The 24,093-nt window shown below is 63.7% G+C and carries 17 protein-coding genes; 9 read left to right on the top strand and 8 right to left on the bottom strand.

Annotated features, from left to right (window positions below):
• Nucleotides 1-34 precede the first annotated feature (34 nt).
• The 3 genes from QTL98_RS20580 to QTL98_RS20570 are packed head-to-tail and all read right to left on the bottom strand — an operon-like array spanning nt 35 to nt 3,638.
• Complete coding sequence (locus tag QTL98_RS20580; RefSeq protein ID WP_445682700.1) at nt 35-802, bottom strand: SDR family NAD(P)-dependent oxidoreductase; 768 nt, start codon at nt 800-802, stop codon at nt 35-37.
• A complete protein-coding gene (locus QTL98_RS20575) occupies nt 799-1,890 on the bottom strand; it encodes an ABC transporter ATP-binding protein (RefSeq protein ID WP_445682699.1) in 1,092 nt (363 codons plus the stop codon). The genes QTL98_RS20580 and QTL98_RS20575 overlap by 4 nt, the downstream gene beginning before the upstream one ends.
• Before the next feature lie 14 nt (nt 1,891-1,904).
• Nucleotides 1,905-3,638, bottom strand: a complete 1,734-nt coding sequence (locus tag QTL98_RS20570) for an SMP-30/gluconolactonase/LRE family protein (RefSeq protein WP_445682698.1) — start codon at nt 3,636-3,638, stop codon at nt 1,905-1,907.
• Nucleotides 3,639-3,934: 296 nt separating this feature from the next.
• Between QTL98_RS20570 and QTL98_RS20565 the strand changes: the two genes are divergently transcribed.
• The gene (locus QTL98_RS20565) at nt 3,935-5,113 is read left to right on the top strand and encodes a mandelate racemase/muconate lactonizing enzyme family protein (protein ID WP_445682697.1); all 1,179 of its coding nucleotides are present in this window, start codon (nt 3,935-3,937) and stop codon (nt 5,111-5,113) included.
• Between the two features lie 70 nt (nt 5,114-5,183).
• On the opposite strand, the gene fliG is transcribed toward QTL98_RS20565, so the two are convergent.
• Together fliG and QTL98_RS20555 are read right to left on the bottom strand one after the other, a co-directional pair.
• The gene (gene fliG / locus QTL98_RS20560; RefSeq protein ID WP_445682696.1) at nt 5,184-6,206 is read right to left on the bottom strand and encodes a flagellar motor switch protein FliG; all 1,023 of its coding nucleotides are present in this window, start codon (nt 6,204-6,206) and stop codon (nt 5,184-5,186) included.
• 171 nt (nt 6,207-6,377) lie between these two features.
• On the bottom strand, nt 6,378-7,241 hold the full coding sequence (locus tag QTL98_RS20555; protein ID WP_445682695.1) for a DMT family transporter: 864 nt from the start codon (nt 7,239-7,241) through the stop codon (nt 6,378-6,380).
• A 151-nt stretch (nt 7,242-7,392) separates the two neighbouring features.
• Here QTL98_RS20555 and QTL98_RS20550 point away from each other — a divergent pair, with 151 nt between their 5' ends.
• The 4 genes from QTL98_RS20550 to QTL98_RS20535 all read left to right on the top strand — a co-directional run bounded on the left by QTL98_RS20550 (nt 7,393) and on the right by QTL98_RS20535 (nt 11,960).
• Complete coding sequence (locus QTL98_RS20550; protein WP_445682694.1) at nt 7,393-8,841, top strand: aminotransferase-like domain-containing protein; 1,449 nt, start codon at nt 7,393-7,395, stop codon at nt 8,839-8,841.
• 36 nt (nt 8,842-8,877) lie between these two features.
• Nucleotides 8,878-9,762: an NAD(P)-dependent oxidoreductase gene (locus QTL98_RS20545; protein WP_445682693.1), complete on the top strand. Its 885-nt coding sequence runs from the start codon at nt 8,878-8,880 to the stop codon at nt 9,760-9,762.
• Between the two features lie 151 nt (nt 9,763-9,913).
• Complete coding sequence (locus tag QTL98_RS20540; protein WP_445682692.1) at nt 9,914-11,566, top strand: hypothetical protein; 1,653 nt, start codon at nt 9,914-9,916, stop codon at nt 11,564-11,566.
• A gap of 133 nt (nt 11,567-11,699) precedes the next feature.
• Nucleotides 11,700-11,960, top strand: a complete 261-nt coding sequence (locus tag QTL98_RS20535) for a 4a-hydroxytetrahydrobiopterin dehydratase (RefSeq protein ID WP_445682691.1) — start codon at nt 11,700-11,702, stop codon at nt 11,958-11,960.
• A gap of 87 nt (nt 11,961-12,047) precedes the next feature.
• Here the strand turns inward: QTL98_RS20535 and QTL98_RS20530 are convergent, their stop codons facing one another.
• Nucleotides 12,048-12,959 carry an SDR family NAD(P)-dependent oxidoreductase gene (locus QTL98_RS20530; RefSeq protein ID WP_445682690.1) on the bottom strand — a complete coding sequence of 304 codons (912 nt, stop codon included), beginning with the start codon at nt 12,957-12,959 and terminating at the stop codon, nt 12,048-12,050.
• A gap of 332 nt (nt 12,960-13,291) precedes the next feature.
• Nucleotides 13,292-14,134 carry a hypothetical protein gene (locus tag QTL98_RS20525; RefSeq protein ID WP_445682689.1) on the bottom strand — a complete coding sequence of 281 codons (843 nt, stop codon included), beginning with the start codon at nt 14,132-14,134 and terminating at the stop codon, nt 13,292-13,294.
• Nucleotides 14,135-14,276: 142 nt separating this feature from the next.
• On the opposite strand from QTL98_RS20525, the gene QTL98_RS20520 reads away from it, so the two are divergent.
• Nucleotides 14,277-15,152 carry a PhzF family protein gene (locus QTL98_RS20520; RefSeq protein ID WP_445682688.1) on the top strand — a complete coding sequence of 292 codons (876 nt, stop codon included), beginning with the start codon at nt 14,277-14,279 and terminating at the stop codon, nt 15,150-15,152.
• Between the two features lie 6 nt (nt 15,153-15,158).
• Here the strand turns inward: QTL98_RS20520 and QTL98_RS20515 are convergent, their stop codons facing one another.
• Nucleotides 15,159-15,989 carry an IclR family transcriptional regulator domain-containing protein gene (locus tag QTL98_RS20515; RefSeq protein WP_445682687.1) on the bottom strand — a complete coding sequence of 277 codons (831 nt, stop codon included), beginning with the start codon at nt 15,987-15,989 and terminating at the stop codon, nt 15,159-15,161.
• A 172-nt stretch (nt 15,990-16,161) separates the two neighbouring features.
• Between QTL98_RS20515 and QTL98_RS20510 the strand changes: the two genes are divergently transcribed.
• From QTL98_RS20510 to QTL98_RS20500, 3 genes are all read left to right on the top strand, one after another.
• Nucleotides 16,162-17,067, top strand: coding sequence for an SPOR domain-containing protein (locus QTL98_RS20510; RefSeq protein ID WP_445682686.1), 906 nt, complete (start codon nt 16,162-16,164; stop codon nt 17,065-17,067).
• Between the two features lie 202 nt (nt 17,068-17,269).
• Entirely contained in the window at nt 17,270-20,680 is a 3,411-nt protein-coding gene (flgK, locus tag QTL98_RS20505; RefSeq protein ID WP_445682685.1) for a flagellar hook-associated protein FlgK, read from the top strand.
• Nucleotides 20,681-21,063: 383 nt separating this feature from the next.
• The gene (locus QTL98_RS20500; RefSeq protein ID WP_445682684.1) at nt 21,064-24,060 is read left to right on the top strand and encodes a flagellar hook-basal body complex protein; all 2,997 of its coding nucleotides are present in this window, start codon (nt 21,064-21,066) and stop codon (nt 24,058-24,060) included.
• The last annotated feature ends 33 nt before the right edge of the window (nt 24,061-24,093 follow it).

Raw genomic sequence — 24,093 nt, 5'->3', positions numbered from 1 at the left:
ATTTGCCGCGGTTTTCGCCTTTTCCGTTGCGGCGTCAGACCACCCCGCCATCGACGATGAAGGTCTGTCCGGCGCAGTGGCGCGATTCAGTGGAGGCCAGCCACAACGCAAGGCGTGCGATGTCGGCGGGCTCCAGATGTTCCTTGAGGCATTGCCGGTCGAGATACCGGTCGAACTTTTCCGGATCGTCGGCCCGGGCGCGGGCAATCTGCTTTTCCGTCCAGATCATGCCCGGCGCGATGGAGTTGACCCGGATACGAAGGCCGCCGAGCTCCCGCGCCAGCGATTTGGTAAGGCCCATGATCGCGGACTTGGCGGTGGTGTAGTGAATGAGCCCGGCAGCGCCGAACATCCACGAGATGGAGCCGAGATTGATGATGGCGCCGCCCCCGGCTTCCGCCATCGGCTTTGCCACCGCCTGGGCGGCAAAGAACTGGTGCTTGAGGTTCACCGCCGCGCGGTCGTCCCAATAGTCGGGCGTCACCTCGTCCCAAGGGCGGCGGCTGTCGTCGCCGGCATTGTTGATGAGGGCACGGAACGGGCCGGTTTTCGCCGCCAGCGTGGCGATGGCCTGCTGGAGGGCGGTGATGTCACGCAGATCAACGGTGGCGCAATCCGCCACCATACCCGTTTCCTTCTCGATCGCCCCTGCCGTTGCCGCCAGCGCCTCGCCATTAAGGTCGATAAGCGCAAGGCGGGCGCCCTGCCCGGCAAAATGCGCGGCAACACTGGCACCGATGCCGGAAGCGGCTCCGGTAATCAGCACCGGCATGCCCTTGAGGTCTGGATAAATCGCGCTCATGCCGCACTCCTGCGGGCATCCGCGCTCACGATCCGCTGCCCGTCGGGAGCAAACAGGTGGGCGTTCGCTGCCTCGAAACCGACGCTGACGGCCGAGCCTATGGCCAGCTCCATCTCGTCCGGGCAGCGCACGATCACCGGGTCGGAGGCGCCGTCAACGCTCACATGCACGAACATGTCGGAGCCCAGATGCTCGACGACCCTCGCCCTGCCGCGCAGGACAAACGCGCCAGGATCGTCCGACAGGCTGAGATGTTCGGCGCGGATGCCGACACTTACCTGCCGCGCGCCCGCCGGCGCCGTGACCGGCAGTACAGTGCCATTTTCAAGCCGCAGGGTTCCCCGCTCATCCGCCTCCGCACGCAGCACATTCATGCGCGGCGAGCCGATGAAGCCGGCAACAAAAAGATTGGCCGGACGGCGATAGAGCTCCAGCGGGCTTCCCACCTGCTCCACCCGGCCGGCATGCATGACGACGATCTTGTCGGCGAGCGTCATCGCCTCGACCTGATCATGCGTCACATAGATCATGGTGGTGCCAAGCCGCTCCTTGAGCGAGGCAATTTCCACCCGCATGTCAACGCGCAGCGCCGCATCGAGATTGGAGAGTGGCTCGTCGAACAGGAAAACCTGCGGTTTGCGCACGATGGCGCGGCCGATGGCAACACGCTGGCGCTGGCCGCCGGAGAGCTGGCGCGGCTTGCGGTCCAGCAGCTTGTCGAGCCGCAGCACGGCGGCCGCGTCGCCCACGCGCTTTTCGATCTCTGCCTTGTCGGTGCCGGCAAGGCGCAGCGAATAACCCATGTTCTGCGCCACGCTCATATGCGGATAGAGCGCGTAGTTCTGGAACACCATGGCGATGCCGCGCTTGGCCGGCGGCACATCGTTGACGATCTCGCCATCAATGACGATCTCGCCCGCCGACACTTCGTCGAGCCCGCAGATCAGGCGCAGCAACGTGGATTTGCCGCAACCCGACGGGCCGACGAACACGGTGAACTCGCCATCGGCGATTTCCAGATCGATACCCTGGAGGATGTCCACGGCGCCGAAGGATTTCTTGACGTTCTTGAGGCTGATGCTGGACATAAAACCGTCTTTCCTCATCCCGCGAACGGCGTTTCGGGCAGGCCCCGCACGCCGGGCTGGAAGGCGAACACGCTGCCGGAGAGCGGCGCGGCAGCAAGCTGCTGGGCCGAAAGCCGGATACGGGCGGTGGTGATGTAGAGGGTGGAGAAATCCGGGCCACCGAAAGCGCAGCTCGTCGGGCGCGGCACCGGCAGATTGATCACCCGGTCTACCTTGCCGTCCGGGTCATAGCGGGTGATGCACCAGCCATCCCAGTGGGCGGACCAGACAAACCCTTCGGCATCGACGGCGAGCCCGTCGGGGATACCCACGCCGTCGGGCAGCTGCACGAAAGTGCGCCGGTTGGCAATCTCCCCACGCTCGCCGTCATGGTCATAGACATAGATGCGGCGCGGGCCGCTGTCGGTGAAATAGAAACGCGTCTCGTCCGGGCTCCAGCCAAGGCCGTTGGAGATATGGAAGCCCCGGTCCATTTCCTGGCACCGCCCGTCCGGATCCAGCCGGTAAAGGCTGCCATGGCCGGGGGTGGTGTCGATGGCCAGCGTGCCGGCCCAGAAGCGTCCACGCCGGTCGCATTTGCCATCATTGAACCGGTTGCCCGGCTTGCCCGCCTCGGGCGCGGCAATCAGCGTGGCGGCGCCGGTTTCCAGATCAACCGCCTTGAGGCCGGATTGCATTGCCGCCAGCACGCCGCCGCGTTTGCGCGGCACCACCGCACTGACCAGTTCCGGCATCGGCCAGGTCTGGAACGAGCCATCCTTCGGATCGGCGGTGATGATGGCGGGGGCCAGAATATCGACGAAAGCGAGCTTGCGCTCGGCCGGTATCCAGCTTGGCCCCTCGCCCAGAAAGGCTGATGTCGGCACAACCGAGACGACGTCCGAACGGTCCGGCCCCAGCGGGCGCGGGTTGATGCTGATCGACATGGCGACTTGACCCGCATTGCCTGAGATGCGCCGCGCGGCTTCCATCACATCACGGCCAAGCGCATGCAGCCGGTCCGGCGTCAGCCGGTAGGACGGGCCGACAATGGCAACCGCCCCGATGGCCCGGGCGCGATGGTCGAGGATGGCTGCCGCCACGGAGCTGACACCGACATGCTGCTCCTCGACCGAGACGGCGTATCCGCGTGCCTTGGTCAGGTCGAGCTGCTGGGCAAGCGAGGCCCGGTCGGTGATGGTGTTGGGGGTAAAGCGCTGCAGGTTGAGCCGGTTGAGCAGCTGCTCGCGCTCCAGAAGATCGAGATGGGCAAGGATGGCCTTGCCGGCGCCGCTGGCATAGCTGAAGGCCCGCGCGCCAACCCCGTTGCCGAGCCTCACGGTCTGCAGCGCCTCGCGCTGGTCGACATAGAGGATCTGCTCTTCATCCAGAATGGCGAGCCGGACCGTTTCGCCGGCAAGCGTGCAAAGCCGCTCCAGTTCCGGTTCGGCCGCGCTGCGCAGGTCAAACTGGTCCCACACCCGGTGGGCCATCTCGAACAGGCGAAAGCCCAGATGATAGCTCTGGTCGCGGTCATCCGTGCGCAGCAGCCCCGCTTCCACCAGCGTGGAGAGCATGCGGTGCGCCGTGCCCTTGGCCAGACCCGCCTTCTCGGCAATCTCGCTAAAGCGCAGCCCCGGTTCGTCAGCGACGATGTCGAGCAGGGAAAGACCCCGCCGGAGCGCCTGTGCGCCGGGGATCTCCCGCATCGCATCCTCGGCCTTGCCGGCCGGGCGATCCGCCCCTTCGGTTGCGGCAGCCAGTTTCAAAATGTCCTCCCGGGACCGTTTTGTTCTGATCAAACCCAATATGTGGAAAGCTATTCCACGTCAAGCGAAGGGCGATCAATCCCGCCTATGGTTTCGCATCGCAGCAACGCAGATTCATAAATTTTGGTAAGAAAACTGCGATTTCTTCCGTCATCAACGGGCGCGAAGAAGTATCCGGATTTGGCGTCGCAACATAGGATTCAATCCCGACTCGCCCAAGAATCCGGAGACTTGACTCTATTTTTGGAACGCGTATCCACTTTTTGGAAATCGCAACCACATCGGCCTTTCCCATCATGACCGACACCGCTTCCTGGCGCGGCAGCCGCATCGCCCGCATCGATCACTGGCTTGTCCGCATGCCGCTGGCAGAAGTCATCCTGTGGGGCTCCGGCAAACGCTCGGGCACCACCCGGCTCGTCGTGCGGCTGGAGACGGAGGACGGCATTATCGGCTGGGGCGAGACCATCTCGCTCATCGACACCGTGCCGGCGGTACTGGAACGCATCGTCATCCCGCTCGCCATCGGGTACGAAATCTCCGACGCCGAGCGGCTGCACCGCAATGTGCTGGGCGCCGGCTATTATCACCACAAGCGCGCCGCGGTGATGGCGATGGCAGCCGTTGAAATGGCGATGTGGGATGCGCTCGGCCACAAGGCCGGCCTGCCGCTCTGGGCGCTCTGGGGCGGCAAGTGGCGCAGTGCCGTCGAGGCCTCCGCCTACATCTTCGTCAGCGACCCGGCACGGGTAACTGACACCGCCCGCCGCTTTCTGGATCAGGGATTCGAGACCTTCAAGATCAAGATCGGCGTCAGCAAGGAAAGCGACATTCCGCTGGTGGAGGCCGTCCGGTCCGTTGTCGGCGGTCGCGATATCCGCGCCGACGTCAACGGCGCCTGGACGCCGGGCACCGCAAGGCGCCAGCTCGCGCGGCTTGCGCCTTACGATCTCGCCTATGTCGAACAGCCGCTGGAGCTGGACGATCTTGCCGGCCATGCCGAACTGCGCCAGTGCCAGCTGGTGCCCATCGCCCTTGATGAAAGCGCCTATACGCTGAGCGACGTCGGCAACATCGTGCGCGCCGGCGCCGCCGATGTCGTTCTGCTCGACCCGCATGAGGCGGGCGGCTGCTGGCAGGTTATCAAGCAGGCTGCGATCTGCGAGGCGGTGGGCATTCCCGTTACGCTGCATTCTGGCGGAGAGCTGGCGCTCTCACAGGCTGCCTATGTCCACCTCGCCGCCTCGATCCCCAACATGGGTCTCGCCATCGATACCGAGAAAACCTATCTCGCCGGCGACATCGCCCCGGATGGCCCCCGCCTTGAGGGCGGCAAATTTCCGGTGCCGCAGCGCCCCGGCCTCGGTGTCACGCCCGACATCGCAGCACTCGAACGCTACCGGGTGGACGGCATCTCCGGCGCCTATCTCGACCCCGGCAAACCCGGCTGGTTCCCTGTGAAACCGGCTTATTGAGAGAGCTCCGAAACAGAAAAGCCCCGAACCAGCGGTTCGGGGCTTCGAATTTTTTTGCGCAGGACCGCGGTCAGTAGACCAGCTCGTCCTCGCCCTTGCCTTCGGAGATGACGATTTCGCCGCGCGCGGCGAGGTCCTTGGCCAGCTGCACCATGTACATCTGGGATTCGTCCACATCCTTGACGCGGATCGGGCCCATGGCGGCCATGTCCTCGCGCAGGATCTTGCCGGCACGTTCGGACATGTTGGTGAAGAAGAGATCCTTGAGATCGTCCGACGCGCCCTTGAGGGCGGTTGCCAGCTTGTCCTTCTCCACCGCGCGCAGCAGCGCCTGCACGCCGGCCGGGTCGAGTTTGCCCAGATCGTCGAAGGTGAACATCAGCGCCTTGATCTTCTCGGCGCTGTCGCGGTTGCGCTCTTCCAGCGCCGCCAGGAACCGGTTCTCGGTATTGCGGTCGAGGAAGTTGAAGATTTCCGCCATCATCTCATGCGCATCGCGGCGCGAGGTCTTGGCAAGGTTGGTCATGAACTCGGTACGCAGCGTGCGCTCGATATCGTCGAGCACTTCCTTCTGCACCGCCTCCATGCGCAGCATGCGCATGACCACTTCCATGGCGAAACTTTCCGGCAGCATCGCCAGCACGCGGGCGGCATGCTCGGCCTTGATCTTGGAGAAGATCACGGCGACGGTCTGCGGATATTCGTTCTTCAGGTAGTTGGCGAGCACGCTCTCATTCACGTTGGAGAGCTTGTCCCACATGGTTCGGCCGGCCGGACCACGGATATCCTCCATGATCTCCTGGACCTTATCCTTGTCCAGGACCTTCATCAGCAGGCGTTCGGTGCTGTCGTAGGAACCGACGAGCGAGCCGGTGGACGACATCTGCTCGGCGAATTCGACGAAGATGCGTTCGATCACCTGCGAGGAGACGGTGCCGAGGCTGGCCATCACCTGCGAGAGTTCCTTGATCTCTTCGTCATCCATATGTTCGAAGAGCTTGGCGGCATATTCCTCGCCAAGAGCGAGCAGCAGCGCCGCGGCCTTGTCCGGGCCGGTCAGGGAGCGGTAATCGTCGCGAATACGTTGAGCCATCGGCCTGGCGGTTCCCGTGGCCGGCAACAACGGCCGGCGCTTTCAAGAACGGCAGTGAAGTTTCACTGCCCGGAAGTTCCCGCAATTCTATCCGATCGACCGAGTCTGTCCAACATGCATCTTCGGTTTCATGCGCAAGTATAGGGTGATTTTGCGCTTATGGCACAACAGTTAGCTCGCAAAGCGCCTCGCCCCGGCCACGCAGGCCGCCACGATGCCCATGGTGACGAACAGCATGAGCCGCACCGGCTCGCCTAAAAGGGCCGCCGCCAGAAGTACGCCGAAGAAGGGCTGCAGCAGCTGCAACTGCCCCACGGCGGCAATCCCGCCCTCGGCAAGGCCGCGATACCAGAAGAAAAAGCCGATGAGCATGCTGAAGAGGCTGACATAGGCGAGCCCCAGCCAGGCGCTGCTGCCGACAGCCGCCAGATCGCCCGGCCAGCGCAGCAGCGCGCCGCCAAGGCTGACGGGCAACGTCAGCACCAGCGCCCAGGAGATGACGCGCCAGCCGCCAAACTTGCGCGAAAGACGCGCGCCTTCGGCATAACCAAGCCCGCACACCAGAATGGCCAGCACCATCAGCCCGTCGCCAACCGGTGAAAATAGCGCCTCCTGCCGCAGCACATAGACGGCAACCACAAGGCTGCCGGCAAGCGCACAGAGCCAGAAGACGGGCCGGGGTTTCTCCCCGGCCCTCAGCACGGCAAAGGAAGCGGTCGCCACCGGCAGGAGGCCGGTATAAAGCACGGCATGAATGCTGCTGATGGACTTGAGTGCCAGCGCCGTCAGCAGCGGAAAGCCCGCCACCACCCCGAGCGCGACGATGCCAAGCCGCGCCCATTCCCCGCGTTGCGGCAGGGCGGCGCGGTCAATCAGCAGCAACAACCCGGCAATCAGGCCGGCAATGGCGGCGCGGGCAAGCGTCAGGAAAACCGGGTCGAACCCGGTTACCGCCAGCTTGGTTGCCGGCAGCGACGCACTGAAAATCAGCATGCCCGCCGCGCCATAAATCCAGCCAGAACTCTTGCCCGCCATAGCCTTAACGCCTTCCATGAGGATCGCCCGCGCCGGCGACAAGTGCCTCCGGCGATACCCGCCTTGTGACGGAAACTCCTTGCGCAGGCCAGAGAAGGGGAAGTACAATTCAGCCAAACTGTACCGATACGACCAGCAGGACAGTTAGTGGATGAGCCTGACAACCACCGAGCCGGAAAATTCGGCAAACCAGCCTTCCCCCGCCGCGACAAGCCGCGTGGGGCTGGTCATGGAAACGGTGCGCGGGCGCATGGCAACCCGCAGCCTCGCCCCGGGCGCACGCCTGCCCTCCATCCGCCAGATGGCCGCCGGGCTTGGCGTCTCCAAATCCACCGTGGTGGAGGCTTATGATCGGCTGGTGGCCGAAGGGGAGATTTCTGCCCGTGCCGGCTCAGGCTACTTCGTCAGCGCCCGCACCCGCCCGTTGTCGCTGGAGCCCACCCGCCCGGCCTCTGCGCCGGAAGTCGACCCGCTCTGGATCATGCGCCAGTCGCTGGAGCCAACCCCCGGCCGGCTGATGCCCGGCTGCGGCTGGCTGCCGGAAGACTGGATGCCGGAGGAAGCGATGCAGAAGGCGCTGCGCGCCGTTGCCCGCGCGCCGCACAACCGCATGAATTATGACGAGCCGGCCGGCCTTCTGGCCCTGCGCCAGCATCTTACCCTGCGCCTTGCCGACCGCGGCATCGGCGCCGAGCCCGGCAATCTCATCCTCACCGACAGCAGCACCCAGGCCATAGACCTGATCTGCCGCTTCCTGCTGCAGAGCGGCGACTGCGTGATGCTGGACGATCCCTGTTACTTCAACTTCCAGGCCCTCCTGCGCGCGCACCGGGTGCCGGTCATCGCCGTGCCCTATACGCCCGCCGGGCCGGATCTGGAGGCTTTTGCCCGCCTTGCCGCCCAGCACAGGCCGCGCCTCTACATCACCAATTCGGCCCTGCATAACCCGACCGGCGCCAGCCTTGCCGCCACCACCGCCTTCCGGCTGCTGAAGCTTGCCGAAGCGCATGACATCACCATCGTCGAGGATGACATCTTCGCCGATTTCGAGCCCGAGCATGGCGCGCGCCTTGCCGCCTTCGACGGGCTGGAGCGGGTGATCCACATCGGCAGCTTTTCCAAGACGCTGACGGCAGCGACCCGCTGCGGCTATATCGCCGCCAGGTCAGAATGGATTGAAGGGCTGGTTGCGCTGAAACTCGCCACCAGCTTCAGCAACAACGCGCTCTCCGCCCAGCTGGTGCTGGCCATGCTTCTGGATGGCAGTTATCGCCGCCATGTCGAGGGGTTGCGCAGCCGGCTTGCCGATGCCCGCGGCCTCACAGCGCGGCGCCTTGCCAAGCTTGGCCTTTCGCTGTGGACAGAGCCGCGCGGCGGCATGTTCCTCTGGGCCGAGCTGCCGGATGGCCTCAGCAGCGAGGCCGTTGCCGGCAAGGCGCTGGAAGAAGGTGTGGTGCTTGCGCCCGGCAGCGTCTTCAGCCCGTCAGGCAGTGCCGGCAGCTATCTGCGTTTCAACGCGGCGCAATGCTCGCCGCCCAAAATCTTCGAGGTGTTGCGCCGCGCCTGCCAGGCCACTGCCCGCGCAGCGCCTCCCGTCTGATCCCCTTTCCCTTATCCCGATCCCGCAAGACAGAGGTTGTTACCCATGAGTTCCCGTCGCATTGCTTTTCTTGGTCTTGGTGTCATGGGCTTCCCCATGGCGGCGCATCTGCTCAAGGCCGGCCATGAGGTCACCGTCTATAACCGCACCGCCAGCAAGGCCGCCCAGTGGGTGGAACGCCATGGCGGCAAATCCGCACCCACCCCGGCCGTTGCCGCCAAGGGTCAGGACATCGTCTTTGCCTGCGTCGGCAATGATGACGATCTGCGTCAGGTGACCATCGGCCAGGACGGCGCTTTCAGCGCCATGTCCGAAGGGGCGATTTTTGTCGATCACACCACCGCTTCCGCCGATGTGGCGCGTGAACTTGCCGCAGCTGCCAGCGGCCTTGGCCTCGGTTTTGTCGATGCCCCCGTCTCCGGCGGCCAGGCTGGCGCCGAAAATGGCGTGCTCACCATCATGTGTGGCGGCAGCGAGGCTGATTATGCCGCTACCGAACCTGTGATGGCCGTCTATGCCCGCTCCGTGCGCCGCCTCGGGCCCGTGGGCAGCGGCCAGTTAACCAAGATGGTCAACCAGATCTGCATCGCCGGCCTCGTTCAGGCGCTGTCCGAAGGTGTCGCCTTCGCCCAGAAGGCCGGGCTCGATGTCGAGGCCGTGCTGGATGTCATCTCCAAGGGCGCTGCCGGCTCCTGGCAGATGGAAAACCGCGGCAAGACCATGAATGCCGGCAAGTTTGATTTCGGCTTTGCCGTCGACTGGATGCGCAAGGATCTGGGCATCTGCCTTGCCGAAGCACGCAACAACGGCGCCCAGCTTCCCGTCACCTCGCTTGTGGACCAGTTCTATGCCGATGTGCAGGCCATGGGCGGCAATCGCTGGGATACCTCCAGCCTCGTTGCCCGGCTGAAGCGCAGCTGATCACGCCCCCGTTTCCAGAAAGGCCGGGCCGTTAGCACCTTAAGTTCAAGGGAGATTGCCCGGCCTTTTGGAAAATTATAGGCTCCCGCCCACATGCCGGTGTGTTCACCGGCGGATTTTGGCCGCGCCGGCGGCAAGATGGGGGAGAGTCATGGGCAAGACGATGGACAAGAAGAACGTGATCATGCCGGAGAAGAGCAATGCGCATCTTCTCCTCAGCATGTTCTCGTCGCTGAAGAGCAGTGCCGACAAGGAAATCTACAACCGTGTCCTCAAGGCCAATGGCGACCGGATCGAAGGGGTGAACTGGAGCGGCGCCAGCAAGCTCATCAATGACAAGCTCAAGGACATCAAGAAGCTCGACCCGAAGGAGACCTACTGGAAGATCGGCCTCATCGGCGCCGATCTTGTCTTCCGTGTGAAGAGCAAGGGCACCGGCACTTTTGCCAGCCTGTTCCCCCATACCGAGGAAGATGTGATCCTGGTGAAGGGCGCCAAGCTCGCACCGGTCAAGATGGCCGTGTCCGAAGTCGAGGATGGTAAATACAAGTTCGACAGCGGTACCCGCATCATCATCGGTCAGAAGGAATATCCCCGCGATCTGCTCGTCTACTCCGAGCTGCCGAGCAAAGGTTATCCGGGCAAGTTCCAGATCGAGATCAGCGGCCCCGGCGTCAACGCCAACCTGGCTGACGACATCAAGGGCATTGCCAGCGAATACGAAGAAGAGCTGCGCGCCGAAGGCAAGAAAATCTTCGAGCGGCTGGCCTCCGATATGGAGAAAGCTGCCGGCAAACCCTCGGAAATCACCAAGCTTAATGCCCAGGCGCAAAAGGACATCGTCGCCCTTCTCAATGAGAAGGTGATCACGGCGGAGTTTGAAAAGCGCGTCAAGGAGCGGCTGGCCAAGAACCAGAACTACAAGGGCCATCTGCGCGAATGGCAGTTCAAGAGCGCTTTCTCTATCATTACCGGCACGATTGCCACCGCCGCCGGCGTCGCCCGGGCGGTTGCCTCGTCCGGCGCCGACATCACGGCCTACAAGTCGATCCTGCAATCCGTGATTAAAATTGGCCTGACCGTGCGCGATATCGCCAAGACGGAAGAGGCCGTGGCCAAAAGCCTCGACGAAGCCATCGCCGCGCTGACCAAACAGACAGAGAGCGTGCTGGCTGATTGCATCAAGATCTATGAAAAGCCCTATGAAGGCGTCACGCTACCGCGTGAGACGAAGTTCGAGGCCATCAAGGGCTTTTTTACCGATGCCGGAAGCCGCATTGCCGATCTGGGCGGGAAAGCCGCCTCGATCGGAGACCGGGTCCAAGGCGAAATCATCAGCAAGCTCAAGAATCTTACCGGCCTCAGCTTTGACGACTACCCGGTCGAAAAAGCCCGCAAGCGCTACCTGGTAGAACTCGGCAAATTGCTGGTTCAGCTGGAGAAGGATTTCGCGACGCTGGAAAAGCAGAGCGTCGCCCTCAAGAACGCCACGCTCAAGGACGCGGTGAAACTGTTCGGCTCGGTCAAGGCTTTCGGCAGGGCCTGCAAGCAGGCCAAGGACGGCTTTCGCCAGCGTGAGACTTATGCCGAAAACGCCCGCGCCAAAATCGTGGCTCTGGGCATTCCGACCAGCAATGACACCAGCCTCGACAAGCTTCAGGAGTGTGCCAGCAAGCTGCGCAAGCTTAGCAAGCAGGACATCATTGATGGCGGTGGCGCGGCCAACGGCCTTGTCGGGCCGGTGATCGAAACCGGCAAGCAGATCAAGGAACTACTGGAACAGGTCATCAAGGCTGCCGCCTGACCTCCGACCCTGTTCGGAAAACGCATAAGCAAGGGTGTAACCGGGGTGCCGGTTGCACCCTTTGCCTTTTCTGCGCCCTTTGCCGCCTTATCTTCCCTTGAAGATCAGACGCCCTGGCATTGAGGAGAAAAAGATGGCGCTCCCGGAATCCGGCTGGACGGAAGCAGATGGCAAGCTTTCAAAAAGCTTCACCTTCAGCTCCTTCCCCGCGGCCCTCGCCTTCATGGTCGAGGTGTCCTTCTTTTGTGAGAAGAACAACCACCATCCAGATTGGAAAAACAGTTACCGCAAGGTGGAGGTTGAGCTCACCACCCACGATGCCGGCGCCGTTACCGGCAAGGACCATGAACTGGCCGCCCATATGGACAAGATTTTTGGCAAGTTCGCTGCCTGAAACCGCATTCCCCCGCTGGCAGACAGCAAAAAGGGCCGGGCGCTGTTGCGCCCGGCCCTTTTTGTTCAATCAATTATAGCCGGCAGATCAGCTCATCACTGGCGCCAGTGCTGCCTTGATCTCTTCCACCAGGTTCGGATACGGGCGTGCTGCCTCCATATCGGCGATGGTGCCGAAATTGCTGGCGATGATCTCCGGCGTCACGTCGCTGCCGAGCGGCACGCGGAAGCCTTCGGCCTCCACGATCTGGGCCTTGGCGTAATAACCAGCGGTGGCGGAGATGATATCGCCCGACGAGGTGCAGGCCTCGGAGGCGAGATAGGCCACCACCGGCGCAATCACTTCCGGCTTGATATAGGAGAAGGCTTCTTCAGAGAAGAGCGGCAGGCCTTCGGTCATGCGGGTTGCCGCCAGCGGCGCCACGCAGTTGATGAATACGTTCTTGGCCGAGGCTTCCTGCTTCAGCGAGTTCATGAAGCCAACGATGCCGAGCTTGGCCGCGCCATAATTGGTCTGGCCGAAATTGCCGAACAGGCCGGAACCGCTCGTGATGCAAACGATGCGGCCATATTCCTTGTCACGCATGACCGGATAGGCGGCATGGGTACAATAGACCGTACCCATCAGATGCACGCCGATCACCGCCTCAAAGTCCGACAGTTCCATCTTGTGGAAGGACTTGTCGCGCAGGATGCCGGCATTGTTGACGAGGATATCAACGGTGCCGAAGGCATCGATGGCGCTCTGGATGATGGCCTTGGCGCCGTCCTGCGTCGCCACGTTGTTGACGTCGGCCGCTGCTTCGCCGCCGGCCGCGATGATCTCGTCCACCGTCTGGTGCGCCGGGCCCTGGGAGCCGCCGGTGCCGTCGGTCTTGCCACCGAAATCATTGACCACGACCTTGGCGCCGCGCGCCGCCAGCAGCTTGGCGTAGGCCTTGCCGAGACCACCACCGGCGCCGGTAACGATTGCGACCTTGCCGTCGAGACGGATGCTCATCCGCGGGTACTCCTCCAGAAATTCTTGGATGGCGGCGCCGGCCCTCGTACGGGGCCGATCTGCATCGGCAGATCAACAGGCGCACGCCCCTGCTTGTGCAATGCAATATAGCAAAGGAAAGCTCCCTCGCACTGCAAAATTCACCACACTTCTCCGGTATAGGATCCAAAGGATGGGCCGCAGGCTGCCACATCCCGACTTGATGATAACCTGTATCTCGCATCTGCGAAATATCATAACGTATGATATTATCTGGTTTATAAAAAATAAGACGGCCTTTCAAAGAGCCGCCTTATCAATCTGTTATGCTCAAGAGTTGATTATTTCAGCCTTCAGCTCCCGGCCGCAACCGACGTATCGATGCGCGCCGGGCCGCCCTGGTCAGCTTCCGTTTCCAGCATGAAGCTATGCGGCGTTTTGCAGCTCGGGCAGTTTTCCTTGAGCGCTTCCTGCACCAGCGCATTGGCTTCCGGCGTACGGCGGCCACCGCGCACCAGAATCTCGTGATAACCGCAGGATTTGCAGCGAATGGCGGTCACGAAGCTGGCGGATGGTTTCTTGTCGACCAGCTTCACCTTTTCCGGCGCCGGCAGCACGGCATCTTCTTCCGTGCCCTCCTGCATCTCGATCACAAGCGCCTTGCCGCGCCCGACAAGGCGCTTGCCGGGGAATTCATCCATGGCACGGGCGATAGAAAGGGCAGTGCGGACCTTCTCCGGCGCCGTGCCGGCCCGCATGGCCGACCAGGCCCAGAACTGCACCGTACGTCCTGCAAAAAGGTCAGCGGGGGAAAGGACAAAAATGGGCTCGCGTGGATGCATGCGGGAGAGCACGGAGGCTGCATCCGTCAGTTCGTCGCGCGCCGTGCGGGCGCGCTCGCCGGCGCCCAGCAGCGGCGGCATCGGCAGTTCGCGCTCCACCCAGCGGCTGAAGGCCTCGCGCTGGCGGCGCGCGGAGTCCAGCTTTTCCGCCGGCAGCCCGTAACTCTCCGCCAGCATCAGCCAGAAATCGATCGCCGAAACCGCCAGCCGGTCCTTGGCGCGCAGGATGAAGACCGGCGCTGCCGAAGGTGCGGTATTCAGCACGGAATCGGCATCCGTACGCTCGTCAGCCGCTGTGACATAGGCGACGTCGCGGGCAAGCTCGTCGGCAAAGGCTTTGAGGCGGTCTTCCATCGGCTTTTTCTGTCTTGCGCGGTTGGGGCGGCGTAGCGCGTTGTGAGCGGCGTTACCGGTCTGAAAGGATTTTCGGTTTAACATGGCCGCTGCGGACGGTCACCGTCCGAGCTGCCCTCGCCGATGGAGAAAAGAGGCTTCCATGCGCTATCGTTTCGTCACGCTCGATGTCTTCACCGCGGAGCGCTTTGGCGGCAACCCGCTCGCCGTGCTGCCCGAAGCGGAAGGACTGTCCGATGCGCAGATGCAGAAGATCGCCCGGGAGTTCAACCTCTCCGAAACAACCTTTGTCCTGAGGCCGGAGGCTGCCGGGGCAACACATAAGGTCCGCATCTTCACGCCGGTCCATGAAATGCCCTTTGCCGGGCATCCGACTGTCGGCACGGCGAGCCTGCTGCTGGCGGAGGAGCAAAACGAAGCCTCGGTCGTGCTGGAGGAAAAGGTCGGCCTCGTCCCCGCCGACGTGAGCCGCAAGGGCACGCTGCTGAGCGCAACCTTCACCGCGCCGCTGGCCCCGTTTCGCCGGGACGAACCCGGGCTTACCGAAGCTGAAGCCGCCGAAATCCTCAATGTCCCGGTCGAGGATATCAGCGCTTCCGCGCCGCTCTGGAGTGCCGGCGTTCCCTATTTCATCGTTCCGCTGCGCAGCCGGGAGGCTGTCGATGCCGCCTCTTTCAATCTGCCCGCCTGGCGCCGCATCGCGGCGGCAACCGGCCGAGCCTATGCGCTTTATCTGCTGACGCCGGACGAGGGCGGCCCGCACGCGCTTTATGCCCGTATGTTCTCCCAGCATCATGAGGATGCCGCCACCGGCTCCGCAGCCTGCGCCGCCGCCGGTTATCTTGCCGCCACGGCAACAGACGGCACCACGCACTGGCAGTTGCGCCAGGGGGTTGCCATGGGCCGGCCGAGCCTTTTGCGCCTTTCAGCCGAGGTCCAGTTCGGCCACGCGCTGAAGGTGCGGCTTGGTGGGGACTGCGTCCTGGTCTCGGAGGGCTGGATCGAGGCTGGCGACTGAAGCCGCTCAGAAAGATCCGGCAGAACCACCATAACTCGCCGTTACCTTGCGCGCGGCCAGCCCGACCTGACGGCCGAGCTCGGCCAGACGCGGGCTTGAGATACGTACCAGCGGGCCGGAGAGTGACAGGGCGGCGGCCGGCTCGCCATTCTCGTCCCAGACGAGGGCGGCAGCGCAGCGCAGACCTTGCGCATGTTCCTCGTCATCCACGGCATATCCCAGCCGGCGCACCTGTTCCAGTTCCTGCGCCAGTGCCTGCGGGCTGGCGATGGTGCGGGCCGTGATCCGGGGCATGCCGTGGCGGGCAAGGATGGCTTCCACTTCCGCCGGCTCCATCGCGGCCAGGAGGGCCTTGCCCACGGCGCTGGCATGCATCGGCACACGCGCCCCCGGGCTCGCCAGCGCGCGCATCATCTGCCGGCATTCCACCTGGCTTACATAAACGCATTCGCCGCGATCATGGATGGCGAGGTTCACCGTCTCGCCGGTCTCTTCCATCAAGTGGCGCATATGCGGGCGGGCGATGCGGGAGAGGTCGCGCGTGCGCATGAAGGCGGCGCCGGCGATAAAGGCATTCACCCCCACCAGCCAGCGCGTGCGTTCCTGGTCAAACCGCACGAAACCTTCCTGCTGCAGGGTGGAGAGCAGCCGGTGCGAGGTAGAAGGCGCAAGGCCGGCCTTGTTGGAAAGCTCGGTAAGGCTCGCCCCCTCCTCCGCTTCGGAGACGAGGCTGAGCAACCGCAGAGCCCGTACGAGGCTCTGTACCTGCCCCGACCGGTCCGTCGATTTAGCCCCGCGCTCAGGCTTTGCGGCCTCTGCCTGTTCATCCGTCATCATGCTCGCCCCATCCACCGCTTCCATTATGCGGCATGACTTCCGTTTTAGACCAAATGCCCGCGCCTGCAACGGGGCTTGCGGTCAGGCCCCGCTCTCCGGCATCGTAACGATACCGGCGTGAAGCTGGGCGACGGGGGGTCGCAAAGCCCGGAACACAATAAGGAATTTGGGGATGGCTGCTGTTGGAGCTCACCGATCGGCGCTGAAGGTCCTGCTGCTCGCAGGAGCCGCGCTCGCCGCGGCGGGCCTTGCCGGCTGCGCCAGCCAGCCGGGTCCGGAAGAAATGGCGGCGCAGAAGATGGCCGCAGAGACCGCCCAGCAGAATGAAGAGCTGCGCACGGCGCTGGCCGACCTCACCGACGAGGTGCATTCCCTGCGCGCCGCGCTGGAGGGCATGAAGCCGCCGATTGCGCAAAAGCCATTGCCGCCAGCCAGCAAGCCCGCAGCCCCCAAGCCTGCCGCCGCGATGCCAGCAGTGCCCCCCAGGCCAGCAACGCCGGCCCCCGCCGCTGCTGCGCAGATACCTGCCAAACCGCCGGTGGGTGTGGTGCTCAATGGCAATGAAGCGGTGCCCCGCTCCATCCTGCCGGCCGATGCCGTCCTGCCGCCGATTGCGCCCGGCACCACCGGCAGCCGCCACAAGGAGGCAGATGATCTGCTGCCGGCCCCCGGCATGGCCCCGGCCAAGACAGCGCAGGAGGCGGCCACCATGACGGCACCGCCCATGGCCCAGCCCCCGGCCCCCGCACCCTCTACCGAAAGCCAGCCCTCGGAGGTGAGCTCCACCGCCGGCGTGCCGTCGGGCGGGGTTGGCATCCACCTTGTTTCCCTGCGCAAGGAAGCCGATACTGCCCGCGCCTGGCAGGAAATGCGCAGCCAGTACCCCGATCTCTTTTCCGGCCTCAGCGCCCGGGAATCCGCCATCGATTTCGGCGACGGGCGCGGCACCTTCTACCGCATCAAAGCCGGGCCGCTGCCCAGCAAGGATTCAGCCACCGAGCTTTGCCGCAAGGTGCGCCAGCGCGGGCTCTATTGTGCGCCCAGCGACTTTGTCGGCGAAAACATCCCCCAGCAATAAAGGCCGCGCCGGCACCCTGCCGGCCCTGCGCCGGGAGGGCGGCAAATCCTGACGGGTGTGGCGGGGCATTTTCTGCCGCCAGCCGCCCGCAGCGCGCCGCGCCCTTTCGTCACAGCCCAGTTTTTCCGCGCCTGGTAACGAATGGCCCGGAGCTTGCTTGTTCGGCAGCGGACCAGTGTCTTCCGCGTCACGGACAAGCACCATGAGCATCTCGCAAGCCCTCAGCATTTCCATGTCCGGCCTCGCTGCCAAGCAGGCTGCGCTTGCGGTTGTCTCGCAGAATATCGCCAACGCCAATACCGACGGTTACAGCCGCAAGGTCGTCTCCTACAACGCGCTGCTGGCCGGCAACCAGTCCTCGGGCGTTACCATCAGCTCCATCGAGCGCGTGGTCTCCACGCAGCTGACCTCGGAGATGAATATCCAGACGGCCACGTTGTCCCGTCTGGATACGATGGACACCTACTTCACCCAGATTCAGAACCTGTTCGGCACGCCGGACAGCACCACCGGCCTTGATGCGCGCATCAGCGCGCTGACGGAATCGCTGCAATATATGGCGACCGACCCCAGCGCCGCCGGCAACAAACAGCAGGTGGTGAACGCTGCCTCGGTGCTGACCAACGATATCCGCAACATTTCCACCTCGCTGCAGGACATGCGCAACGACGCCGATCAGCAGATAGCCGATGCGGTGACGAAGCTGAACGACAGCCTCAAGATCGTGCTGCAGACCAACGATGCCCTGCAGTCGATGACGAGCGGCGCCAATTCCGGTCGCAGCGATATCGAGGACAAGCGCGACGCCGCCATCAAGTCGATCAACGAGATCCTCGGCGTCAAGGCGATCAGCACCAATTCTGATGGTCTGGCGGTCTATCTCTCCACCGGACAGGTGCTGACGGATGGCGAAACCGCGGTCAAGGTCACCTTCCAGCAGACCTCGAACATCCAGCCCGGCATGGCCTACACAGATGGCGTCAGCACGCCGCCCTACGGCATCTTCCTGGATGACGGCACGCAGACCCTCAACATCACCAACCTCATTTCCGACGGCAAGCTGCGCGCCCTGCTGGACCTGCGCGACAATGTACTGCCGGGCCTTCAGGACCAGATCGAGGACCTCGCCTCCTCGATCAAGGAAACGGTCAACCGCGTCCATAATGACGGTGCCTCCACCGATCCCGCCTCCGATCTTGTCGGCACGGTGCAGCTGGGCGCGCTGCTGACGGGCGACGGCAGCGCCACCCGCGGCGACATTCTCGATGCGCAGTTGCCCTTCGCCCAGGGGCTGGTCGAGTTCGCCATCACCGACCAGGCGACCGGCCAGGTCTCCAACATGATCCAGATCGACCTGGACCAGCTCGCCAAGTGGAAAGCGACGCAAAGCGCGCAGAACGGCACGGATGACAATCTGCCGACGATGCGCGACGTGCTTTACCTCATCAATCTTTATGGCGATCCGCCCGCGACCTGGGACGGCACCGGCTCGGCGCCGCCCTCCAGCCTCGTCACCTACCAGACACCGGCCGGCACCACCGTGCCGATCCAGGCGACGGTCGACCCCAACGGCCGCCTCGAGGTCAAATCGACGGCGCCGGGCAAGGGCGTCATCGTCAACAGCAACCCGACCGTCACCTCGGCCTATGAGCTGGAAAGCCCCCAGACTTTCCTCACCTCCGGCATTCCCGACAGCTCGCTGCCGGTGACCTCCACGGCCAAGACCATCACCACGGCCTCCACGGCCACGCCGGGCGAGCTCCTGCTTTCCAACACCAACGAGCTGTCGGTCGGCGACACCATCGTGCTGCGCGCCCAGCTGCCGAGCTCGGAATTCTTCAGCGTCGTGGTCAAGGATGATGGTGCCGGCGCACCGGACCTTGCCCAGCTGGTGGCCGATATCAACGCGCTCACTGACAGCAACAGCAATAACCCGATCGCGGCCTCACTGGCCGGCACGCAGATCACGCTCACCCCGGCGGGCACCACCACCAACATCAGTGCCGAGGCCTTCAATGGCGGTGCGCTGGCAACGGACGCCGTCTTTACGCTCGACGTCACCGACCCCAGCACCGACGCCTCCAGCAAGGCCGGCTCGATGACGATCAACCTGCGCGCCCTGCAGGAGCTGATCTACGACCCCGACAACCCCGCCTACCAGTCGGGCGGCGTCTATACGCCGCCGGCACTGGAAGTGAAGCAGATCATTGCCGCCATCAACGGCGACTTCACCACGCTCGATGCCTATCGCCAGGCTAACAACCCGGCGACCTTCGGCACACCGGTGGAAACCAACACCATCACCTCGCTCGCGCAGGTGCAGGCGGTCATCACCTCGCAGGACCCGCCGCTCAACACCAGCTTCGGCTACCCGGTGCCTTCGACGGTGAGCGGCCAGCCCGGCCTTGCCGATCTCAACATCACCGCCTCGCTCGACAGCGCGACCGGCCAGATCAAGATCACGTCGCTCGACAAGAACTTCCAGCTTGCCGTCAGCGAGAACGATCTCGGCGGCAAGCTCGATTTCCCGTCCCCCTCCGTCGGCGGTTCGGGCCATATCGGCCTTGCCAGCACCTCGGTCGCCTCTACCAGCACCGCCAGTGTCTCGGCCGCCGATACGCTGGTCGATCCGTCGGCCGGCCTTTTGCCGCTCAATACCTATTTCTACGAAGTCGAGATCAAGGACCGCACCGACGGCAGCGTCGTCTCCCGCATCAGCGTGGACATCGGCGCGCTGCAACGCTCGGTCAATATCGACCAGAACCCGCCGACGGTGCCTGTCACCATTGCCGACCTGATGAATGCGGTGAACGGCTTCTCGGATGGCCAGGGGGTTATCTCCTCCCAGTTCCCGAGCCTCAAGACTCCGCTGCCCACGTCCCCGGGCACAGAAGGCGGACCCGGTCTTGTCGGCGGTCGCATGACCATTCAGGACGGCAAGCTGACGATCCTCTCCGACAGCGATACCTCGTCGATCTCCGTCGTGCGCAACCCGTTTGAAGCCAACAGCTTCACCACCGGTCCCACGGTCACCAGCGTGACCATGAAGAGCACCCAGCCGGCCACGGTCAGCGTCGACCCCAACAACCCGCGCCAGGGCAATGTCAGCTACTTCTTCGGCCTCAACGACTTTTTCGTGGCCGATACGTCCGGCACGCCCAACGGCACGATTTCGCAGCTCATCAAGGTACGCGACGATCTGGTGGCCGACCCCGGCCACCTCTCCAACGGCGTGCTGCGCACCGACCTTTCCGGCAATCCGCAGACCCGTATCTTCCGCGTGCTGCCGGGCGATGGCACCACCGCCACCGCCATGGATGCCGCGCTGACCAGCAAGGTCGTGATCGGCGGCGCCACGCAGAATTCGATCATTTCCTATGCCGGCCAGATCGTGGCCGAAAACGCCACGCAGGCAAACAACTTCTCCACCCAGTATTCCTACCAGCAGAACCTGGTCGACACGTTGCAGGACCAGATTTCATCCATCTCGGGGGTCAATATGGACGAAGAACTTTCCGCCCTGATCACGCTCCAGAGCGCCTATTCCGCCTCCGCCCGCGTGGTGACAGCTGTGCAGCAGATGTACGACACCGTTATCCAGATGGTGCAGTAAAGCCTCTTCGGCCGGGAGGTTTACCCTTCCGCTGACACAGACTGAAAGGCCCGCCTGCTCCCCGCAGGCGGGCCTTTTTCCTTTTAGACAGCGCCGCCTCGGCCAAATCTTTGCAGGGTCAAAAACGCCGCCGTTCGGCACCCCGCCGCGTCACGGCAATTTCTGCCGCAGGCAGGAAAATCTCCGCCAGGCAAGGGGGCCCGAACCGCGTCGTACCGGGCCTGGCCGGCATCGACAGGGGGTTAAACCCCAGCAAAAGCGGGAAAATCTCTTTATACGGACCAGCTGCCGAAACCTGGCACAGAGATTGCTTTTATTTTGGCAACACGAACGCAACCCGGCGTTCTTTGCCGCCAACCGCTCTAGTCTCGTGAGGTCGTCCCATGTCGCTCTCTGGCGCTCTCAATACCGCAGTGTCCGGCCTGCAGGCCCAAAGCAAGGCCCTCGGCATCATTTCCGACAACGTCGCCAACAGCCAGACGACCGGATACAAGAAGGTCGACAGCCGCTTCACCACGCTGGTGAGCGTCTCCAACGCCCGCACGCATGAGCCGGGCGGCGTGGTCGCGACGCCTTTCCGCGCAACGGACCTCCAGGGCACCATCACCAGCACCTCGCAGGTGACGAACATGGCGCTCTCCGGCTCGGGCTTCTTCTCCGTCTCCAAGCAGAACGGCGAGGCCAGCGGCAACCCGACCTTCGAGAACGACCCCTACTTCACCCGCGCCGGCGACTTCACGCTCGACAAGGATGGGTACCTCGTCAACACCGGCGGGTATTTCCTCAACGGCTGGTCTGCGACGCAGAACGGCAACCAGCTGATCGTCGACCGCACGACGCTGGAGCCGATCCAGATTTCCCAGCTGCGCGATGCGCCGTCGGCAACCACCACCATCGACTACAGCGCCAACCTGCCGGCCAACATCACGACCGATGATGACGTCAGCGAGAATGCCGTCACCGCTCCGCCCAAGGGCGTGTCGAAGATCGGCGACCTCATCGATCTCTCCCCCACGCAGGTCAAGATTTATGACGCGCTCGGCAGCGCGCATACGCTGAACTACGCGTGGAGCCACCCGACCACCATCACCACCGATGCCGCCGGCAACACCACCACGGTGCTGGGCGAGCTCGGCAGCGACGGCGGCACTCCCTACATCAACACCAATGTGTGGTATGCCACGGCAACCGGCAGCGACTTCTCCTTCGCGCCGACGCTGCTCAATAACGAAACCACCAATCTGTCGGTCAGCGGTATCCGCTATCGCTATGAGTTCTACGGCGAGGATGATGCTGCGGCCGGTGTTTCCGCCGGTTCGATCAAGAGCATCACCGAGATGCAGAACTATGCCGCCCAGAGCGTACTGGAGAACGCGCTCAAGGTTGCCAGCTTCAATGGCGCCTTCCAGGATGTCGGTGATGGCGCCGATCTCGACACCACCTCGAGCGCGCTTGCCGATGGCCAGTTCATCCTCGACAGCTACGATGCCTCGACCGGCGAGATCACCGTTCGCCTGTCCAACATCACCGCCTCCGGCGCGGTGGCTGACGGCCTCGACGAAAGCTATGTCGACAAGATTTACCGCGGCAAGATCCCGCTCAACAGCAGCGGCCAGGTCAACGGCCCGGTGACGCTGATCAATGTCGGCACAGAGACCGGCACCGTGGACGATGTGACGGGCGCCAAGACTATCACCTCCTCCACCACCACCGGCAATTCTCAGGATGCCTTCAGCATCAATCTGCCGGACCGCCTCGCCTCCTCGGACGTGACCGCGGTTCTCAACACGATGCTGGGCGCCGACAGCCTTGCCTCCGATCAGGACGTGGTGAATGGCGATCTCGCCGGCATCACCTCCGACGATGCGCTCAGTGTCCGCATGGGCCAGACCGTCACCAGCTACGCCGCCGGTGCCGCGCCGGCCGGCGCCGGTGCCGGTGAAGGTCTGGATGTTACCGGCCTCATCGCCGGCCAGACGCTGACCTTCGACGCCACAATCGGCGGCACCACCACCACCTTCAGTGTGACGGTCCCGACCACCATCACCACGGCCAACCTGCAGTCAGCGGTCGATGCTGTCGTTGGTGCGGGTAACCTCTCGGTCGACCTCACCGGCAACACCCTGTCGCTTGCCGGTACGGCGGCCGCTGACAGCGTGACCTTTGCGACTTCGGCGTCGCCCTCGGCCTTCACTGCCGGCAGCTTCACCGTTACCAGCTACAACGCCACCAGCGGTGAAATTACCGTGCAGGCCGGTGGCCGCACCTATACGGGCACCTTCGGTGGTGGCACGGCCGGCACCAATGAAGTGCGCCTGGTGGACACCTCCGACAGTTCGCTCTCCTTCACGCAGCAGCGCTCGCTGGTGGTGAGCTTCCAGGGTGCAACGACGGGCGTGGCCTGGGGCGGTGACAACTCCACCGACAACGTCATCACCGCCAGCACTGGTATCCCGACCACGGCTTACGACAAGGTGCTGCAGGCCTTCGCGAAGAACGCTACCTACAGCGGCTCTGGCGCGACCATGAGCTCCGGCACCGCCCCGCTCAGCGTTCACGCCACTGCCGTGCCGGACAATGTGACGGCGGGCGGCATCGAGGTGAACAGCATCGACAGCGATGGCCGCGTCACCATGACCATCGGCGACACCGTCTATACCGGCATGCTGCCACTCAACAGTGAAGGCCGCATCAACTACACCGTGGATGCCGCCGGCAACATCACGGTCGATCCGGTCGCCCTTACCAGCGCAGATGGCACGCAGAGCTTCCTGCTGCACTTCGACGAACCCTGGGATATCGACGGCGTCGACATCACCAATACGGTGGGTGCGGAAGCTACCTTGCCTCTCAATGTCGTGTTTGCCGCTGCCGGCTCCGACCTCACCGACGGCGTGCTGCCGGACGAGGCGCGCCAGACCATCGACATGAGCTTCGGCAACTATGGCAAGAGCACCGGCCTTACCCAGTATGCCGGCACCGAGATCGACTTCCTGCGCACCAACCAGGACGGCGTGCCGCCCGGCTCCTTCCGCGAGCTGACGATCGACGAACTCGGTTACGTCACCATCAACTACGACAACGGCCGCAAGAAGACCGTCTACCAGATCCCGGTCGCGGTCTTCGACAACCCCAACGCCCTGCAGCTGACCCAGGGCAACGCCTACAAATCCACCTTCGACAGTGGCGAGGCGGCCTACACCAACCCCGGCGGCAGCGGCGCGGCAACCATCTCGGCTTCCAGCCTTGAAGGTTCCAACGTCGATATCGCCGACGAATTCTCCAAGCTGATCGTGACCCAGCGTTCCTACTCGGCCAACGCCCGTATCGTGACGACGTCCGACAGCATGCTGGAAGAAACGGTCAATCTGGTTCGCTGAAGATGAGGAGCGGCCCGGACACTGAGGTCCGGG

The organism is Radicibacter daui (genome assembly GCA_030657355.1).
Taxonomy (GTDB): Bacteria; Pseudomonadota; Alphaproteobacteria; order Radicibacterales; family Radicibacteraceae; genus Radicibacter; species Radicibacter daui.
This window is presented reverse-complemented; position numbering and strand designations above follow the sequence as displayed.

What these genes read in the sequence shown, in the direction of transcription:
- QTL98_RS20580 (WP_445682700.1), bottom strand. Translation starts at nt 802, where the DNA reads ATGAGCGCGATTTATCCAGACCTCAAGGGCATGCCGGTGCTGATTACC.
- QTL98_RS20575 (WP_445682699.1), bottom strand. Translation starts at nt 1,890, where the DNA reads ATGTCCAGCATCAGCCTCAAGAACGTCAAGAAATCCTTCGGCGCCGTG.
- QTL98_RS20565 (WP_445682697.1), top strand. Translation starts at nt 3,935, where the DNA reads ATGACCGACACCGCTTCCTGGCGCGGCAGCCGCATCGCCCGCATCGAT.
- fliG (WP_445682696.1), bottom strand. Translation starts at nt 6,206, where the DNA reads ATGGCTCAACGTATTCGCGACGATTACCGCTCCCTGACCGGCCCGGAC.
- QTL98_RS20555 (WP_445682695.1), bottom strand. Translation starts at nt 7,241, where the DNA reads ATGGCGGGCAAGAGTTCTGGCTGGATTTATGGCGCGGCGGGCATGCTG.
- QTL98_RS20550 (WP_445682694.1), top strand. Translation starts at nt 7,393, where the DNA reads ATGAGCCTGACAACCACCGAGCCGGAAAATTCGGCAAACCAGCCTTCC.
- QTL98_RS20540 (WP_445682692.1), top strand. Translation starts at nt 9,914, where the DNA reads ATGGGCAAGACGATGGACAAGAAGAACGTGATCATGCCGGAGAAGAGC.
- QTL98_RS20535 (WP_445682691.1), top strand. Translation starts at nt 11,700, where the DNA reads ATGGCGCTCCCGGAATCCGGCTGGACGGAAGCAGATGGCAAGCTTTCA.
- QTL98_RS20530 (WP_445682690.1), bottom strand. Translation starts at nt 12,959, where the DNA reads ATGAGCATCCGTCTCGACGGCAAGGTCGCAATCGTTACCGGCGCCGGT.
- QTL98_RS20525 (WP_445682689.1), bottom strand. Translation starts at nt 14,134, where the DNA reads ATGGAAGACCGCCTCAAAGCCTTTGCCGACGAGCTTGCCCGCGACGTC.
- QTL98_RS20520 (WP_445682688.1), top strand. Translation starts at nt 14,277, where the DNA reads ATGCGCTATCGTTTCGTCACGCTCGATGTCTTCACCGCGGAGCGCTTT.
- QTL98_RS20515 (WP_445682687.1), bottom strand. Translation starts at nt 15,989, where the DNA reads ATGATGACGGATGAACAGGCAGAGGCCGCAAAGCCTGAGCGCGGGGCT.
- QTL98_RS20510 (WP_445682686.1), top strand. Translation starts at nt 16,162, where the DNA reads ATGGCTGCTGTTGGAGCTCACCGATCGGCGCTGAAGGTCCTGCTGCTC.
- flgK (WP_445682685.1), top strand. Translation starts at nt 17,270, where the DNA reads ATGAGCATCTCGCAAGCCCTCAGCATTTCCATGTCCGGCCTCGCTGCC.
- QTL98_RS20500 (WP_445682684.1), top strand. Translation starts at nt 21,064, where the DNA reads ATGTCGCTCTCTGGCGCTCTCAATACCGCAGTGTCCGGCCTGCAGGCC.